At 51.7% G+C, this 16,853-nt stretch carries 13 protein-coding genes; 11 read left to right on the top strand and 2 right to left on the bottom strand.

The window, feature by feature from the left end; all coding sequences use genetic code 11:
- Position 1: 1 nt before the first annotated feature.
- On the bottom strand, positions 2-625 hold the full coding sequence (locus Q397_RS0109220) for an acetyltransferase (RefSeq protein WP_028879178.1): 624 nt from the start codon (positions 623-625) through the stop codon (positions 2-4).
- Positions 626-640: 15 nt separating this feature from the next.
- Positions 641-1,735 carry a hypothetical protein gene (locus Q397_RS0109215; RefSeq protein WP_028879177.1) on the bottom strand — a complete coding sequence of 365 codons (1,095 nt, stop codon included), beginning with the start codon at positions 1,733-1,735 and terminating at the stop codon, positions 641-643.
- Positions 1,736-2,011: 276 nt separating this feature from the next.
- Here Q397_RS0109215 and Q397_RS0109210 point away from each other — a divergent pair, with 276 nt between their 5' ends.
- The 11 genes from Q397_RS0109210 (at position 2,012) to Q397_RS0109160 (ending at position 16,812) form a co-directional block, all read left to right on the top strand.
- Positions 2,012-3,796, top strand: a complete 1,785-nt coding sequence (locus Q397_RS0109210; RefSeq protein WP_028879176.1) for a flagellar hook-length control protein FliK — start codon at positions 2,012-2,014, stop codon at positions 3,794-3,796.
- Positions 3,797-3,826: 30 nt separating this feature from the next.
- Positions 3,827-4,876, top strand: coding sequence for a flagellar hook assembly protein FlgD (locus Q397_RS24050; RefSeq protein WP_051609872.1), 1,050 nt, complete (start codon positions 3,827-3,829; stop codon positions 4,874-4,876).
- Positions 4,877-4,967: 91 nt separating this feature from the next.
- Positions 4,968-7,160 carry a flagellar hook-basal body complex protein gene (locus Q397_RS25385; protein WP_028879175.1) on the top strand — a complete coding sequence of 731 codons (2,193 nt, stop codon included), beginning with the start codon at positions 4,968-4,970 and terminating at the stop codon, positions 7,158-7,160.
- Between the two features lie 299 nt (positions 7,161-7,459).
- The gene (gene fliF, locus Q397_RS0109195; RefSeq protein ID WP_028879174.1) at positions 7,460-9,091 is read left to right on the top strand and encodes a flagellar basal-body MS-ring/collar protein FliF; all 1,632 of its coding nucleotides are present in this window, start codon (positions 7,460-7,462) and stop codon (positions 9,089-9,091) included.
- A 12-nt stretch (positions 9,092-9,103) separates the two neighbouring features.
- Complete coding sequence (gene fliG, locus Q397_RS0109190; protein ID WP_028879173.1) at positions 9,104-10,123, top strand: flagellar motor switch protein FliG; 1,020 nt, start codon at positions 9,104-9,106, stop codon at positions 10,121-10,123.
- 1 nt (position 10,124) lies between these two features.
- Complete coding sequence (locus tag Q397_RS21805) at positions 10,125-10,889, top strand: FliH/SctL family protein (RefSeq protein WP_051609871.1); 765 nt, start codon at positions 10,125-10,127, stop codon at positions 10,887-10,889.
- Between the two features lie 98 nt (positions 10,890-10,987).
- On the top strand, positions 10,988-11,278 hold the full coding sequence (gene fliN, locus Q397_RS21800; protein ID WP_338056281.1) for a flagellar motor switch protein FliN: 291 nt from the start codon (positions 10,988-10,990) through the stop codon (positions 11,276-11,278).
- 10 nt (positions 11,279-11,288) lie between these two features.
- Positions 11,289-12,095, top strand: coding sequence for a motility protein A (locus Q397_RS0109175; protein ID WP_028879171.1), 807 nt, complete (start codon positions 11,289-11,291; stop codon positions 12,093-12,095).
- 25 nt (positions 12,096-12,120) lie between these two features.
- Positions 12,121-13,461, top strand: coding sequence for a sigma-54-dependent transcriptional regulator (locus Q397_RS0109170; RefSeq protein ID WP_028879170.1), 1,341 nt, complete (start codon positions 12,121-12,123; stop codon positions 13,459-13,461).
- Between the two features lie 19 nt (positions 13,462-13,480).
- Positions 13,481-15,610, top strand: a complete 2,130-nt coding sequence (gene flhA, locus Q397_RS0109165; protein WP_028879169.1) for a flagellar biosynthesis protein FlhA — start codon at positions 13,481-13,483, stop codon at positions 15,608-15,610.
- A 14-nt stretch (positions 15,611-15,624) separates the two neighbouring features.
- Positions 15,625-16,812 (top strand): amino acid aminotransferase, encoded by a 1,188-nt coding sequence (locus tag Q397_RS0109160; protein ID WP_028879168.1) that lies wholly within the window; start codon positions 15,625-15,627, stop codon positions 16,810-16,812.
- The last annotated feature ends 41 nt before the right edge of the window (positions 16,813-16,853 follow it).

Here is a 16,853-nt window from a genome sequence, read left to right as displayed (position 1 = left end):
ATTATTTTTTCTCTCGTGCCGGCACACCCACCACACAGGCACCATCTGCGACATCTCTAGTCACCACGCTACCAGCGCCAACCAGAGCATTTTTACCGATGGTTATACCTTGTAAGACTATGGCACCGACACCAATATGACTAAACTGCCCGACTGACACCCCACCAGATAAAGTAACGCCGGGGGCAATGTGGCAGTGATCATCGATGCAACAGTCATGATCAACAATTGCCCCTGTATTAACTAAAACATTCGCCCCGATACGAGTCCCTGCTTGGACAACAACTCCCGCCATAAGCTGGACCGCATCCCCCATCACAACATCGCTCGCAAGAATAACGCTCGGATGAACCAAGTCTAAAAACTCATACCCCTGAGTTACAGCCTCCGAATAGACTCTTCCGCGCAAAGAAGTGTCTCTCACAGAACCTACGCCATTCACCAAAAAAAAAGCACCACGATCAGCAGAACGTAAATATCGATCACTACCTAAATAAGCAATCGTACTCCGACCCGGTTCAGGTGCTAGACTTCCTTCAAGAGGAATATTCAGCTCAGAAAGGCAAGAGGCAACCACGCCCGCATGCCCACCATGGCCGAGAACGATAACGGGCCGTTTTCGCATAAAAACAAGACCTAATCACACTAAAATACTAAAGATATTCCCAGAGGTCGGAATGAGACTAGCATAATTGTTTTTCATCATAAAAGATTGAGCTAACGACGATTGCGCACCTTTAAACTGCTGAACCAAGAGATCACGCTTTTCATAAAGTTCAGTCATCAAATTTCTTTGCGCATCAAGCTTCTGCTGATTGACACCTTCGACTTGCCCTTCCGCCCTTTCCAAATAAAAGTTAAGCGAAGTTTCCAACATGTCATAACGGGACTTTTCAAGCTTAATAATCTCATCAGCCCCTTCGATGTCCTCAAGAGCACGGGCACGATCAGCATCATTTTCCAGATAATTGTACCCCCAAGAACTCAAAAGGCCAATGCCATTACGAGAAATTTTACCACTATATGTCTGCGGGTCGCCTGTGCTGGATCCAATTGTAAACTCAATATTATCATTTGCATCTATAGAGCCGAAATCCAAGCCACTATAAAAGGCGCCTACCTTATTAGAACTCTCACCACCAGAGTCATAACGTCGAATTAAGTTGGAGGACTGTTCCAGCTTCCAAACCTCTCCTCCAGCTTCCTCGATGGTATAGTCCGATGATAAATTCGCCCCAAAAAACTTGTAATCCACGTCAACATTTCTTGTAGAATATTCTAGGGCACGCGTTGAACTGTTCAACAAATTGGTGGAAACACGGGTCTGTCCGATTTCACCATCTATGTACTTCAGCGCAGCATCAAAGCTACGTGCATAACTTTCTGGACTGAAATCAACGGCAGGATCATCAGACGCGCTCTGAGCACGTCGAATGTCAAGCTTCATACCATCCAGCTTACGCTCAATATTCTCAAGACGTTTTCGCGTATTCTCCAAAGTATCAAGGGAATCCCGTATCTCTCTCACCAATTCAGAATACGGCTTGCCTTGCCGATCGATGATCGCCATCTTACCTTGCACACGCGCTTCAAAATCCGCCTGCAAGTTTTTCATCTTGGTTTGATAGTTATTTTGGATCTGGGCATTCAATTGATTGCGCGAAACATTCTTCTGCGCATTAAAAATTGTCGGGGTACCCTGCCCATTCATCAACGATGAAAAAATATTGACCATTTCTCAGTCCTTTTCCACTTTGCGGTTCAATTCTAAACCAGAGAAACATACTAGCATAATTTCATCATATATTAAAACTAAATCGTGCATTCCTGCGACTATCATCGGCACTCGGTAAAAAGTGCCTAGCCATAGCGAAAAAATCTGCCTATCCCGAAATTCTTCACGTCAGTAAAAATATATAAATTATTTAAAAACAACAAGTTATACGACACCCCATTTTGGCACATCCTTTGCAAAATAACTAGCAACGATCAGAAATTTGAGGATGTGATCATGGATAATTTAGCGTTAGAAGCAAAAAACAATGTTGCTGGCAGCCCCCAGTCCGGTGTCGTGACATCGACAAAAACCAAATCTGGAAACGGGAACGGTTTTGCCGATCTTTTGGCCTTTTCCGGCAACAACATGAACACAAATCTGACCATGTCCACCGCCCGTCAGCCGAACGAGGCGAACTATGACTCGTCAGCCGACAAGCCGCGGGACAATAACTATCATGATGACAACCGTTCGGACGTTCAGGACACGCGCTCCGATGATACGGGCCGTGATCGCGTGGAAGACAAAGATTACCGCCGCGACGATGACCGCCCTAAAGAACGTGTCGACGATACCCGTGATGACAATACAGACACGGCCTCCAACGACACCAAGGACAACACCTCCTCTGATCAGGACAAATCCAACGCTAAAGACAGTAAGGGGGATGACAAACCCTCTGATAACACAGCGAAAAATGACACAACCGAGTCTGATGCCACAAACACAGGGGAACAGCAAAACGCAGGCACTGGCGAAAAGTCAAATGCCGTTGCTGATGCTGCTGCAAACACAAACCTGAACCAACAAGCCACCACAGGTCAGCAAACGGGCGAAGACCCGGCAGCCGCCGTTGCTGCCAGCACGCAACAAAACAGCAACCAGTCAACCACCACCAAAGAAAACACACCGACTGTTGGTGCTGTTGATCCAAACGCCATCAACAAAAATGCGGCAAGCCAGAATAACGCAAACCAAAACAGCAACATGCAGGGCCAAACCGGTCAGAATGCGCAGGCTCAAAACCAAGGCCAGCAGCAGAACACGGTAAAAAATGCCCAGCAACAAACCGTTGCGCCGGAACAGGATATCCAATCCCAGACCAACGCCCAGCAGCAAGCCGCCAACCTGTCCAAAAAGGTCGGCCAGAACCAGCAGGCGCAGGTACAGGTCAAGGTAACGGATGCCAACACACAAACCACTTCGCAAACCTCTAGCCAACTAAGCAATGCAGCAGGCGTTGCAACCTCGACCAACACATCGGGGACAAACAACCCGACCGGTCAGCAGCAAAATAATGCGCAAGGCAACAACGGCCAAAATGCGCAAGCAGCTGTTGCAAACGCACAGGCTCAAAACCAACAGCAAAACGCCGCGCAAAACACCCAGAAGCAGGATTTTGCGCAAATGGTGAACGAGGCTAAGGGCGCGCAGACAACAACAAAAACGGCTGGTGCACAAGTCACCCAGACCACCGGCGGGGAAACCACACAAACTCAATCCAGTGTGCAGACCCAGTCAACGACTCAAAGTCAGCATACCGCTGATGCAAAACAGGCGCATGCTGCCAAGCAACCCTATCAAACATCCGCCCGTCCTGAACAAATCAGCGTAGAAATTAGCAAGGCGGTACAAGCGGGTCACGACAAGATCAGCATTCAATTGAAACCTGCTGATCTGGGTCGCATTGATGTGCAGTTGGAAATGGTTGGGTCTAAAGTCACCATTAACGTGACCGCAGATCGCCCCGAAACTCTGGAGATGCTGCGCAATGACGCCAAAGAACTGGAACGCGCCATGCGTGAGGCAGGTCTGGACTCAGGGGATATGAACTTCAACCTGCGTAAAGAACAAAACGAAAGCCAGCAAACTGCCGGCGATGACCGCGGCACACGCGGCGGCAATGACATGGCCGAGCAACGCATGCGCGGCGAAGATGTCACCACAGCAGAACAAGAAGCCATGGAGCTTCGCGCCCAACTTCGTGCGGCCTATGGCGGCGTGGACCTGAGCGCATAAAGAACAGATCGAGAGAAAAGGTTAAAAACAATGGCTGATGCAGTTACAGGAATTGGTGGATCTTCCGCAGCGGGCGCAACACGCGCGGAAAACGACCGTCAGAAACTTGCTGACGATCTGGATGACTTCATGACGTTGCTGACAACACAGTTGCAGCACCAGGATCCGCTTGATCCCATGGATGCAAACGAATTCACCACACAGCTGGTACAATTTGCCAGTGTGGAACAACAAATCCAACAAAACGCCAACCTTGAATATCTGCTCAATGCGCAAGAAAACTCGCAGCTGGCCTCGGTTGCCAGTTATGTCGGGCGCATGGTTGAAGCGGAAACCAATCAGGTTCAGGTCTACAACGGTGAAGCCGAATTTAACTACATTCTGCATGAAGACGCTGTCTCAACCCTCATTAATATCGTTGATGATAATGGTCGTACGGTCTTCTCTGCGGAAGGCAACATCGGACAAGGTAAACACGGTGTCATTTGGGATGGTACGGACCTTAGCGGCCAGCGTCTGCCAGATGGTATCTACAAACTTACCGTCAGCGCACTGGATGCAGATGGAGCGCCTGTTGATGTCACAACAACCGCGGTCGGTAAAGTCACCGGTGTCTCTTATGCCGGTACAGAGCCTGAACTGATGCTGACCAACCAGGCGATCAAACTCGATAAAGTTATCTCCATTCAGGAAACTGCCATCGAGTTGTCCGAGGTGGATAAAATCGCAGCAGCGACCCTCAAAGCCAAAGCCTCTGCCGATGATGCCAAGAAAAGTGCTGAAGCGGCTGAAGACTATGCAACTGCCCTTCAGGAATTGGTTGGTGAAAATGATATCAGTGGGCTGGATGATGAACTTAAGATCGCAACTGACATGCTGGAAGAAGCGAACAAAGCTTCCGCCGCAGCTGATGAAGCATATGAAACAGCTAAAAATGCAACAAGCTCTTACGTAGCGGCTGAAGCGGCACAAACAGCCGCAGCCGAGTCCTCGAAAGCGCTTGTTGCCGCCACGAAGGGTGCACAAGCACTCGCACGGGCAAAACAGTTGGTGGCAGAAGCAAACCCTGACGCTGCCTAACGACAACGATAAATGAGAACCGGTGTTTTAGAATGAAGCACTTCAACAAAGGTTGCGAGAACGCAAAAAGATTTAAACAGGAGATATCACAATGAGCCTCTATGGTGCATTATTCTCAGGTGTTTCAGGCCTCCAGGCACAATCCAGTGCCATGGGCGCGATCGCGGATAACGTGACAAACGTAAACACCGTTGGTTACAAGTCGACGCAAGTCAACTTTCAAACCCTTGTGACCAAACAAGCCTCTCTGACCAAATATTCCGCAGGGGGCGTACAGTCCAAACCCCGTCAAGGTGTGGATGTACAAGGTCTTTTGCAGTCCACAACGTCGGCAACCGATATCGCGATTTCCGGTGGCGGCTTCTTTATCGTCAACGAAGCGGGCAATCCGTCTACAGGCGACATCTACGCCTATTCCCGCGCCGGTTCTTTTAAGGTGGATAAAGAAGGCTACCTGCAAAACACCTCTGGCTACTATCTGCAAGGCTGGCCTTTGCAAACGTGGGATGGCTCGACACAGGCCGTTCAAAAGACTGTCGGCAACGACACCTACATGAAAGCCTATCAGAACAGTCAAGGTGACACGGTTTACATTAACGATAACATCGTTGATAACACCAACCTGCGCCCACTCAACCTGAAAACCATCGGCGGGACAGCCGTGGCCTCCACCACCATTTCCATGGGGGCAAACCTGCCTTCTTCTGCGGATGTTGGGAAAAGCCACAAAACAGACATTCTGATCTATGACAGCCTTGGCGCGCCCCACAACATCAACCATACATGGACCAAACGTGCGTCCAACGCATGGGACTTGAGCGTTGTACCACCCAAAGGCGCAGCCTCCATTGTTGTAGAAGATCAAAACTCCGTTCGTAACAACTACATGTCCATTGGTCGTATGGACTTCAGCAGTGTGCCTGACAGTGGCACAGAGATGACGATAAACGTTGATGGCGTGGATTATACGATCCAGTTTACCGGTGCGGATGACTCCGCCCTTCAAACACGCGAGCTAACCTTCGGTGGGGATAACCCGGCTGATGGTGATACCTTTACCATGGACGTAGACGGCACAGCCTATACTTTCGAATTTGATAGCGATGGCAATGTTGCTGCGGGGAACACGGCGGTCACAATTGGTTCGAACATCGGCTCAACGATCAGCAACCTGAATACAGTCCTGCAATCAAAAGCCGATACCGTCTTAGGTAAAGGGGACTGGTTTAATGTGTCGGGTAGTGTGATCACCTTTAACAACCCGGTCAACGCGGCTGCACCTCTCAACAACGTGACCTTCTCCATTGCGGATACCACGGCAAACGGCCTTGCAACCACGCTGGCAGACGGTGGGTTGACGCCTGCCACACTCGCAGCGGCCGCTGATCGTACCCTCGGTATTAACGTCAACGGTCGTTCGCTGTCTCAGGTCATGGATCAGCTGGCAGATCGCGTAAACAATATTCTGCAAACAGAATATGGTGGGACACCAAAGTCCCCACCAAACACGTGGGGCGAACGGATCGCAGGTGAAAACTCTGTTGTTTTCCATAACGGTTCCACATCGTTTGACATCTCTGTCGACATGACAGGTCTGACAACCGGCGGCGTCACGTCTGTAATCCAGAACGAGCTTTATACAGTTGAAAAACTGGACTCTGCGGCGGCATGGACAGCGACATCCAACTACACCATTAACTTCAATGGCGACGGGACACCGGACAAGTTCTTCAACACAGACGAAGCCCAGGCCGCTGATCCGCGCATCCAGTACAAAATCGACTGGGCCAACGGTGCAGAAGACATGAACGGTTCTGACAGCCCGGCACTGTCCGTCTCTTTGGGTAACTACAACGTGGCTGACGGTATGACCCAGTTTGGGGATACCTATCAGATCAACTACATCTCCCAAAACGGTGCGTCCTTCGGTAACTTTGCCGGTGTGACCATCGGGGAAGACGGTGTTGTGACAGCCCTGTTTGATAACGGTGTGACCCGTCCGATCTTTATGATCCCGGTTGCGACCATGGTGAACCCGAACGGCATGGACAGCCTGTCCGGTAACGTCTGGATCGAAACCGACTTCTCCGGTCAACCGACCGTACGTGAAGCAGGGTCCGCGGGTTCCGGTTCTGTTCAACAATCCTCCCTTGAGGCCTCTACCGTTGACCTTGGGGAAGAATTTACCTCTATGATCACCACCCAGCGGGCCTATTCCGCTGCGGCCAAGATCATTTCAACATCAGATGAGATGTTGGAAGAACTCCTACGAGTGAAACGTTAAATAGAACGTTTCCTCGATGGATATCTCCGATTTTATCGGTTCTCTTTAGACTTGGCCCCGGCACCATTTGGTGTTCGGGGCATTTTTCTGTTTCAAGGGAAATTATGCTAGAAATATTGAGCGTTTAGCGCCATTTTATACAAAGGAATCCTGCAAAAAGACAAACTGGGCAAAAATTGCCCACTTGTTAACCTCCTGTTTAGGGGTCATACGCTAGATTCTATGCTGAAGTTTCATAGGCAAATAGGATTGCGTATGATATCAAAGGCGAATAATTAAGTCATAAAGGATCGACCGGAGTGAATAGTTTTTTAGATACCTTAAAAAATCTAGGACCGCAGCGCCTCGCCGTTGTTGGCGGCGTCATTTTGGCTTTGGTTGCCTTTTTTATCTTTTTAATGACCCGCCTTGGCACTCCGCAGATGGAGCTGCTCTATTCCGGCCTCAGTCAAGATGACTCCCGTCAAATTGTCGATATCCTGTCACGCGAAAAAATCCCCTACGATATTTCTCAAGATGGCGCCGAAGTGTTTGTCTCGTCCGATCAAGTCGGGAACATGCGCCTTAAAATTGCCGAAAATGGCCTGCCCAGTGGCGGCAATGTCGGCTATGAAGTCTTTGACAATGCCGAAAGTATCGGCTCAACCAACTTCCAGCAGAACGTCAACCTTGTGCGGGCCTTGGAAGGCGAACTCTCGCGCACCATTCGCGCCATCGATAGTGTCAAAGCCGCCCGTGTCCACCTGGTCTTGCCCCGGCGTGAACTTTTCTCACGCGAACGTCAGGAACCCAGTGCTTCTGTGATCCTGAAAATGGCAGGCGTGGACCGTCTGAGCAAAGAACAAATCGCTGCTGTCCAGCACCTCGTGGCCTCTGCCGTACCCGACCTAAAACCGGAACGTATTTCCATTGTCGATGATAAAGGGACACTTTTGGCCCGCGGGTTCGATCAACCGGGCAATGCCGACAAAGCACAGGAAATAGAACGCCAGCGCCTCAACAAACAGGAAGCGATCGCACGCCGTATTGAAGGCCTGCTGGAACGCACTGTCGGTTTTGGCAAAGTGCGCGCCGAAGTCTACGCAGATATGGATTTCTCCCGCGAGACATCGGTTGAAGAAGAATATGACCCCGAAGGTCAGGTCGTTCGCTCCAGCTCCACAACCGAAGAAAACGAGCAGAGCAACGAAAGCGAAAATGACATGGCCGTGACGGTGGGGAACAATCTGCCGGATGCCCAGCAAGGCGGCAGCGGAACCAGCGCCGGATCAAGTGCCAGCCGGACTCAGGAAACTGTAAACTACGAGATTTCCAAAAAAGTCGTTAATCGCATTCGGGAAACCGCGATCGTCAACCGCCTGTCTGTTGCCGTCCTTGTCGATGGCACCTATCAACAAGCCGATGACGGCACCATCACCTACGAGCCACGCTCTCAAGAAGAGATGGATCAGATTGCCACACTGGTTCAAAGCGCCATCGGTTACGAAGAAAACCGTGACCGTGTAGACGTGATCAACATGCGCTTTGCCGCCATGGAAGATATCGACGATTCACCGGAAATCGTCTTCTGGATCTTCACCAAAGAAGAGCTGATGAAATACGCCGAAATCACGGTCTTGGCTCTGGTGGCGCTGCTCGTTATCCTGTTGGTGATCCGCCCGCTGATCAAACGTGTCTTCGAACAACAAGCCGCTGCAGAAGCTGCTGCCTTGGCCGAAGCTGAAGCTGAAGCACTGGCAGGTCCGGGCGGGGTGCCCGTCCCCTCCGATGCGGCCCCCGATGATGATGACGACTTTGAAGAATTGATCGATATTGACCGTGTAGAAGGCCGCGTGAAAGCATCTTCTGTCAAGAAAGTCGGCGAAATTGTACAGAAACACCCGGAAGAAGCTCTCGCGATTGTGAGAAACTGGATGTATCAAGAAGGTTAAAGGTAAAGAAATATGGCTCGCGTAAAAGACGATTACCGAAGTTTAACCGGACCAGAGAAAGCCGCAATTTTCATGCTCTCTCTTGGGGATGAACATTCAGGCAAACTGTTTGAAATGATGGATGACGAGGAAATCCGTGAACTGTCACAGATCATGGCGTCCCTTGGGTCCGTTAGTTCCACCGTGATTGAACGACTGTTTGTAGAGTTTGCCGATCAGCTTTCCTCTGCAGGCTCCCTCGTCGGGACGTTCGACAGTACGGAACGATTGCTCAGACAGGCTCTGCCCAAAGACCGTGTCGCCAACATCATGGAAGAAATCCGCGGTCCTGCGGGTCGTACCATGTGGGATAAGCTCGGCAACGTGCATGAAGCCGTGCTGGCCAATTACTTTAAAAACGAATACCCGCAGACAGTTGCGGTGGTTCTGTCCAAAATCAAGCCGGACCATGCCGCGCGCGTCCTTTCCCTCCTGCCGGAAAACTACGCGATGGAAGTCATCATGCGTCTGCTGCGTATGGAAGCGGTCCAAAAAGAAGTTCTCGACGGGGTGGAGAAAACCCTGCGTTCCGAATTTATGTCCAACCTTGCCCGCACACAGCGTCGTGATAGCCACGAACTTATGGCCGACATCTTCAACAACCTGGATCGTAACACCGAAAACCGCTTTATCACGGCCCTTGAAGAACGTAACCGTGAATCTGCTGAACGTATTAAGGCCCTCATGTTCACCTTCGACGATCTGATCCGTGTGGATACTGCCGGTATCCAGATCCTGCTGCGTCAGGCGGAAAAAGACAAACTTTCCATGGCGTTGAAAGGTGGCTCCGAAGAAGTCAAAGACCTGTTCTTCAAGAACATGTCCGAACGTGCCGCCAAGATGATGCGCGAAGATATGGAAGCCATGGGTCCGGTCCGACTGCGCGATGTGGACGAAGCACAAGCCGAGATCGTCGTGGTTGCCAAGCAATTGGCAGATGCCGGCGAGATCAACATTTCCCAACCGGGCGAAGACGACGAGTTGATTTTCTAACATGAGCGACTTGAAAAAATATATGTTTGAAGACCGGACCTTTGATCCGGACTTCGATCCTGATGATGAAAACAGCTTCGAATTTGCCGAAGACCGTCGCGGACAGGAAGAGGTCGCAGAAGAAGAAGCCTTCTATGAAGAGCCCCCTGCCCCGACCTTTAGCGAAGAAGAAGTTGCTGCCGCCCAGCAAACAGCCTTTGACGAAGGTAAAACCGCAGGCCTTCAGGAAGCGAACGCACAGTTTGAACATATGATGGCAACAGCCCTGACCCAGATTTCGGCAACCTTGCCACAGGTCTTTCAACAGCATGTGCAATCGCAACATGACCATGAAGCCTTGGCCCTGTCCGTTGCCCGTGCTGTCGGCAAAAAAGTCATTCCGGCTTACGCGGAAAAAAATGGGCTGGAGGAAATTCTAGCTGTTGTCAGTCAATGTCTGGAACCTTTGCGTTCCGAGCCGCGCATTATCGTCAAAGTCCATGAGAGCCTGCGTGAGGAGACCCAAAACAAGCTGGTCAAGCTTGCCGACCAAATCGGGTTTGACGGACGCGTTGTCGTTATGGCGCATGAAGATCTTGTACCCGGTGATTGTCGTGTGGAATGGGCCGAAGGTGGGGCCGAGCGAAACAGCGAAACACTTTGGCAACAAATTGATGAAATAATAGAACGGAACTTGACGGAAGGTGGTAATCAGAGCGACACTCAAATAGAGGCGAGCGCTGAGAGCACACCTGCGATGAACACCCCCACAGATGTGGCCGGGTAAAGGAGAATTGCGACATGGCAAATAATGATAACAATCTGGAGCTCGACAGTCTGGAGTCACCAGAAGGGCCAATGGCCCCGGAAGCCCAGATGGGTTCTATGGGCAGCGGCATGGGTGGTTCTGTGCAAGACCTGCCGTCCAGTGCCCGCGAGCTTGAAGCCGTCTATGATATCCCCGTGCGGGTCAGTGCCGTTTTGGGAAAAGCGACCATGCCCGTGAGCGACCTTTTGAAGCTGGGCCGTGGCGCGGTCATTGAACTGGACCGTAAAGTCGGAGAAGCCATCGATATTTATGTAAACAACCGCCTTGTTGCGCGTGGCGAAGTGGTGGTTGTTGAAGAACGTCTGGGCGTAACCATGACCGAGATTATTAAGTCAGACCGGAGCTAAAGCAGAACATATGGCTGAGGGTGGAGGAATTGGGGGCAGCAAGGCAAGCCTTGATGCCGCAACAATTATCGGAATTGTTATTGCTTTTGCGCTTGTAATCGCCGCTATTGTGCTGGGTGGATCACCGGACTCATTCATCAACCCGCCTTCCATCCTTATCGTGATTGGCGGGACGATCGGTGTGACAACGGCCTGTTTCTCCCTTGGAGAAATGCTGCGCAGTGGTAAACTGATTATGAAAACCGTTCTCTATCGCAATCAGGATCCGAGCACGATTGCCGTTCAAACCATCCGCATTGCCGAAGTGGCGCGCAAGCAAGGTGTCCTGCAGTTGCAGAATGTGCTGGATAACATCAAACGCGAACAGTTCTTTCATAAGGGGCTGGCGCTGATCGTCGATGGTACACCGGCTGATGAAGTCGAAAACATGATGATCGGCGAGCTGGAGGCCATGGCAAGCCGTCACCAGAAAGGGGCAAATATTCTACATAAAGCCGCAGAATTTGCCCCGGCGATGGGATTGATCGGCACCTTGATTGGTCTGGTGCAAATGCTGGGCAATCTGGATGACCCGTCGACCATCGGTCCAAGTATGGCTGTTGCACTCTTGACCACCTTTTATGGTGCGGTGCTGTCAAATATGGTATTGGTGCCTCTCGCGTCGAAACTGGAACGAAATTCAGAAGAAGAAATTCTGATTAACCAGCTTTATATTCTGGCAACCGCCTCCATCGGTCGTCAGGAAAACCCGCGTCGTCTGGAAATGATGCTCAACAGCATTCTACCGCCCCAGCGACGTGTACAATATTTTGATTAAGACCCACGAAAGAGGTTTGGAATAAATGAAGATTTTGATCGTCGGAACATTGAATGGACAAGTCGGTGCAGCCAGCCAGATTGCGGTGAAGCGCGGCGCAAAAGTCATTCATACTGATGATATCAGGGAAGGACTGGACACGCTGCGTCAAGGCAAAGGCGTGGATCTGGTTCTGGTCGATATCCAGTTGGATATTGAAACCTTCATTTCAAATCTGAATGCGGAACGCATCAACACGCCCGTTGTTGCCTGTGGGGTCGCCACCGATGCAAAAGCGGCTGTGCGCGCTATTCGTGCCGGTGCCCAAGAATATTTGCCCCTACCGCCGGATGCGGAGCTCATCGGCGCGGTCCTGAGTGCCGTGGCTGAAGAAAGCCACGCCATGATCTATCACGATCCGGCCATGGACGATGTGGTGCGCCTTGGTAAACAGATAGCCCCCAGTGACGCCAGCGTGCTGATCACCGGACAGTCCGGGACCGGTAAAGAGATTATGGCGCGCTTTATCCACCGTAATTCCAAGCGCAAAGATGGTCCGTTTATTGCCGTCAACTGCGCTGCTATCCCTGAAAATCTGCTGGAGTCAGAACTGTTTGGTCACGAAAAAGGCGCCTTTACAGGCGCGGTTGCCCGCCGGATCGGTAAATTTGAAGAAGCCAATAACGGCACGATCCTGCTCGATGAGATTTCCGAGATGGACCCGCGCCTGCAAGCCAAGCTGCTGCGGATTTTGCAAGAGCGCGAGATTGACCGTGTCGGCGGTAAAAAACCTGTCCCCGTCAACGTACGTGTACTTGCGACCTCCAACCGCAATATGGAACAGTCGGTGGCCAAGGGCGAGTTCCGCGAAGACTTATATTTCCGCCTCAATGTTGTGAACCTGCAACTGCCATCCCTCAAAGAACGCCCGAAAGATATCGCGGTGCTGGCTGAACATTTCATCAAGAAATATGCCGCTGCCAACGATCTGCCTGTGCGCCCCCTGACAGACCCGGCTAAACGCAAGATTCTGCAACACAGCTGGCCCGGTAACGTGCGCGAGCTGGAAAACACCATGCACCGTGCTGTCTTGGTGGCTGGCCCGACAGAGATTGACGATGAAGCCATCATGATCAATGGGCAACCCCAAGCCGGTGCCAGCGCCCAAAGCGGTGGTCAGATGGGCACGGGCAACCCCGGTGATTTTGTCGGTCAGACCGTGGCCGACATGGAACGTAAATTGATTATTGCAACCTTGGACCATTGCCTTGGCAACCGGACCCATGCGGCAAATGTGCTGGGTATTTCCATCCGTACCTTGCGCAATAAACTGAAACTCTACGGGGAAGAAGGTTTCAACGTCCCCGCAGCCGGTGGCAACCCATAAGGTTTAGGAACCAAACGTCATGGCAGAACCGGGCAACAGCGGTGCAGCAAACGGCGGGGACAGCCTAGGCCCCGCTTTCAACAAAATTAAAGACATCTTGCTCAAAGGTGACTTCGGGATGGCCATCGGGATCTCGACCATTTTGGTCGTCCTGATTTTCCCGATGCCCAGCTGGCTGCTGGATATCTCGTTGGCCTTTTCTTTTACCTTCTCCGTTATGATTATGATGACGGTGATCTTCTTGGAAAAGCCGCTGGAATTTAGCGCCTTTCCTACCGTCCTGCTGATCGCAACCATGATCCGGCTGGCCTTGAACCTTGCCTCCACCCGTCTCATTCTGACCAACGGGCACGAAGGCACCCATGCCGCAGGGGCCGTCATTGAAGCCTTTGGTGGCTTTATCATGGGCGGCAACTTCGTCATCGGGATCATTGTGTTTGCCATCCTCGTGATCGTAAACTTTATCGTTATTACCAAGGGTTCCGGCCGGATCGCGGAAGTGACCGCCCGCTTTACCCTTGATGCCATGCCCGGTAAACAGATGGCAATTGACGCCGATCTGTCCACAGGCTTAATCGATGAAGACCAAGCCAAAGAACGCCGTCAGGAACTACAAGACGAAAGCACCTTCTTCGGGGCGATGGATGGTGCCTCCAAGTTTGTGCGAGGCGATGCCATTGCCGGTATCCTGATTACCTTCATCAACGTCATCGGCGGGATCATCATCGGGGTTGTCCAAAACGACCTCCCGATGGCAGAAGCCGCTGATAGCTACACACGTCTGACCGTAGGTGATGGTCTGGTATCCCAAATTCCGGCGCTGATCGTTTCCACAGCCGCCGGTCTGTTGGTGACAAAAGCCGGTGTTGCCGGGACCGCTGACAAAGCACTGATCACACAATTTGGTGCCAACCCCAAGACACTGGGCGTCAGCTCGGTCATTCTTGTTGGTATGGCAACCATGCCCGGCATCCCCGTCCTGCCCTTTATGTTTTTGGGCTTACTGACGGGCGGCGGCGCGTACTACGTCTACAGACAGAAAGAGGAAGAAGCCGCCGAGCGTGAACAGCGCGAGATGGCCGAAGCCACAACACCCAAAACCGCCCCCAGCGAAGAACCAATTTCCCAGACCATGAAAATCGACATGATGCGTCTGGAGCTGGGCTATGGCCTGCTGTCGTTGGTTAACGCGGGCATGGACGGACAGAAACTCACTGACCAGATCAAAGCCCTGCGTCGCCAGTTGGCGCAAGAAATGGGCTTTGTCATGCCGTCAGTGCGTATTCAGGATAATATGCAGCTACCGGCAAATAACTACGTCATTCGCGTCAAGGAAATTGAAGCCGGACGCGGAGATTTGCGCCCTGCCCAGCTGATGATTATGGACCCGCGCGGCGAAGATATCACCCTGCCCGGTGAAGCGACCAAAGAACCCACCTTTGGCCTGCCCGCCATGTGGGTTGATCCGACCAACCGCGAAGAAGCCCTGTTCCGCGGCTATACGGTTGTGGAACCCGGCACCGTCATCACCACCCATATCACCGAACTGGTGAAAGACAATATGGCGGAACTGCTGTCCTACACCGAAACGCAAAAACTGCTGGATGATCTGGATAAAGAACACCAGAAACTCATTGGCGACATTATCCCGAACAGCATGAGCGTCGGCGGTGTGCAGCGTGTCTTGCAGAACCTGCTGACCGAACGGATTTCCATCCGCGATTTGCCAACTATCCTTGAAGGCATTTCCGAAGCGACAGGCTACACCCGTAACATCAATATGATTACCGAACATGTGCGCTCCCGCCTTGCCCGCCAGATCAGCGATATGCTGACCAACCAGCAAGGTATCCTGACGCTCGTGACCCTGTCACCGGAATGGGAACAAATCTTCCTTGAGTCCCTTGTCGGCAGTGGCGATGAACGCCAACTGTCCATGGCCCCAAGCAAAATGCAGGAATTTATTAACATGGTCCGCCAGACGTTTGAACGTCAGGCCATGATGGGGGAGACACCGGCCCTGTTGACCAGTCCGCCGATCCGCCCCTATGTGCGTTCTATTATTGAACGTTTCCGCCCCTCAACGGCTGTGATTTCACAAAGTGAAGTCCATCCGAAGGCCAAAATCAAAACTATCGGTCAAATTTAACACTTGGATCAATCATGTTTCAAAACTTACAACCGCCTACCGTAGATGCAATCATCGCCTTGATGGCAAAGGTCAATGCCGATGAACGTGCCGACAAAATCGACCTGAGCGTCGGTATTTACAAAGACGAAGAGGGTCGCACCCCCGTCATGAAAGCGGTCAGCGAAGCAGAAGACCGCCTGCACGCCTCACAAGACACCAAAAAATATGTCGGCATGACGGGTGACGTTGAGTTCAACAAAGAAATGACCAAGCTGATGCTGGGCGCTGATGCAGACCTGAGCCTGACCGGCGCCGCACAAGCACCGGGTGGCAGTGGCGCGCTGCGTCTGTTGTCTGAGCTGGTAAAGACGGCAAAAGCCGACGCGACTGTCTGGCTGAGCGATCCAACATGGCCGAACCACCATTCCCTGCTCGGTTCCGGCGTGGGTCTGGCGGTCGAAGTTTACCCCTACTTTGATTATGACACACAAAATGTCCGCTTTGATGACATGTGTGCAGCCCTGTCCAAGGCGAAAAAGGACGATGTGGTTGTGCTGCACGGGTGCTGCCACAACCCGACTGGGCGCGACATGAGCATTGAGCAATGGGATACCCTTGGCAAATTCATCGCTGAAAAAGGCCTGATCCCACTGATCGACTTTGCCTACCTTGGCTTTGGTGATGGTCTGGACGAAGATGTGCTGGGTATGCAAGCCCTGTTAAAACATATTCCGACAGCCATGATTGCGGTTTCCTGCTCCAAAAACTTTGGAGTTTACCGTGACCGTGTGGGCTGTGCGATTGTGGTTTCTGATGATGCGGAACTGGCAAAAGTCTGCCAAGGTCACTTGGGTGCCATCGCCCGTCGTATCTATTCCATGCCGCCAGATCACGGTGCAGCAGTGGTCCGTACCATCTTGCAAGATGCGGAACTGACCAAAATCTGGAAAGAAGAACTCACCGAAATGCGCGGTCGCGTAAACGGCCTGCGCGAAGAATTTTCAGCCAAGCTGCGCGAATTGACAGGCACCAACAAGTGGGACTTCATCGCCAACCAACGTGGCATGTTCACCCTGCTGGGGCTGAACGATGATGAAATCGCAGCGCTGCGCGATGACCATGCAATCTATGTTGTCAAAGGCGGGCGAATCAACGTCGCGGGTCTGCAACAAAGCAAGATCGAAAAACTGGCAAAAGCACTGGTTGAAGTCACGTCTTAAGTTAAGAGCTGACATTTTTTTTAAACAAAAGACACCGCATG

Origin of the sequence: Terasakiella pusilla DSM 6293, from assembly GCF_000688235.1 — a bacterium.
GTDB lineage: Bacteria > Pseudomonadota > Alphaproteobacteria > Rhodospirillales > Terasakiellaceae > Terasakiella > Terasakiella pusilla.
Note: the sequence above shows the minus strand (reverse complement) of the source record. Positions and strands in the feature narration are given on the sequence as shown.

Bases quoted from the DNA above. Each gene is read 5' to 3' on its own strand.
- Q397_RS24050 (WP_051609872.1), top strand. From the start codon at position 3,827: ATGGCTGATGCAGTTACAGGAATTGGTGGATCTTCCGCAGCGGGCGCA.
- Q397_RS0109170 (WP_028879170.1), top strand. From the start codon at position 12,121: ATGAAGATTTTGATCGTCGGAACATTGAATGGACAAGTCGGTGCAGCC.
- Q397_RS0109215 (WP_028879177.1), bottom strand. From the start codon at position 1,735: ATGGTCAATATTTTTTCATCGTTGATGAATGGGCAGGGTACCCCGACA.
- Q397_RS0109175 (WP_028879171.1), top strand. From the start codon at position 11,289: ATGGCTGAGGGTGGAGGAATTGGGGGCAGCAAGGCAAGCCTTGATGCC.
- Q397_RS0109160 (WP_028879168.1), top strand. From the start codon at position 15,625: ATGTTTCAAAACTTACAACCGCCTACCGTAGATGCAATCATCGCCTTG.
- Q397_RS0109220 (WP_028879178.1), bottom strand. From the start codon at position 625: ATGCGAAAACGGCCCGTTATCGTTCTCGGCCATGGTGGGCATGCGGGC.
- fliN (WP_338056281.1), top strand. From the start codon at position 10,988: ATGGGCAGCGGCATGGGTGGTTCTGTGCAAGACCTGCCGTCCAGTGCC.
- Q397_RS25385 (WP_028879175.1), top strand. From the start codon at position 4,968: ATGAGCCTCTATGGTGCATTATTCTCAGGTGTTTCAGGCCTCCAGGCA.
- flhA (WP_028879169.1), top strand. From the start codon at position 13,481: ATGGCAGAACCGGGCAACAGCGGTGCAGCAAACGGCGGGGACAGCCTA.
- Q397_RS0109210 (WP_028879176.1), top strand. From the start codon at position 2,012: ATGGATAATTTAGCGTTAGAAGCAAAAAACAATGTTGCTGGCAGCCCC.
- fliG (WP_028879173.1), top strand. From the start codon at position 9,104: ATGGCTCGCGTAAAAGACGATTACCGAAGTTTAACCGGACCAGAGAAA.
- Q397_RS21805 (WP_051609871.1), top strand. From the start codon at position 10,125: ATGAGCGACTTGAAAAAATATATGTTTGAAGACCGGACCTTTGATCCG.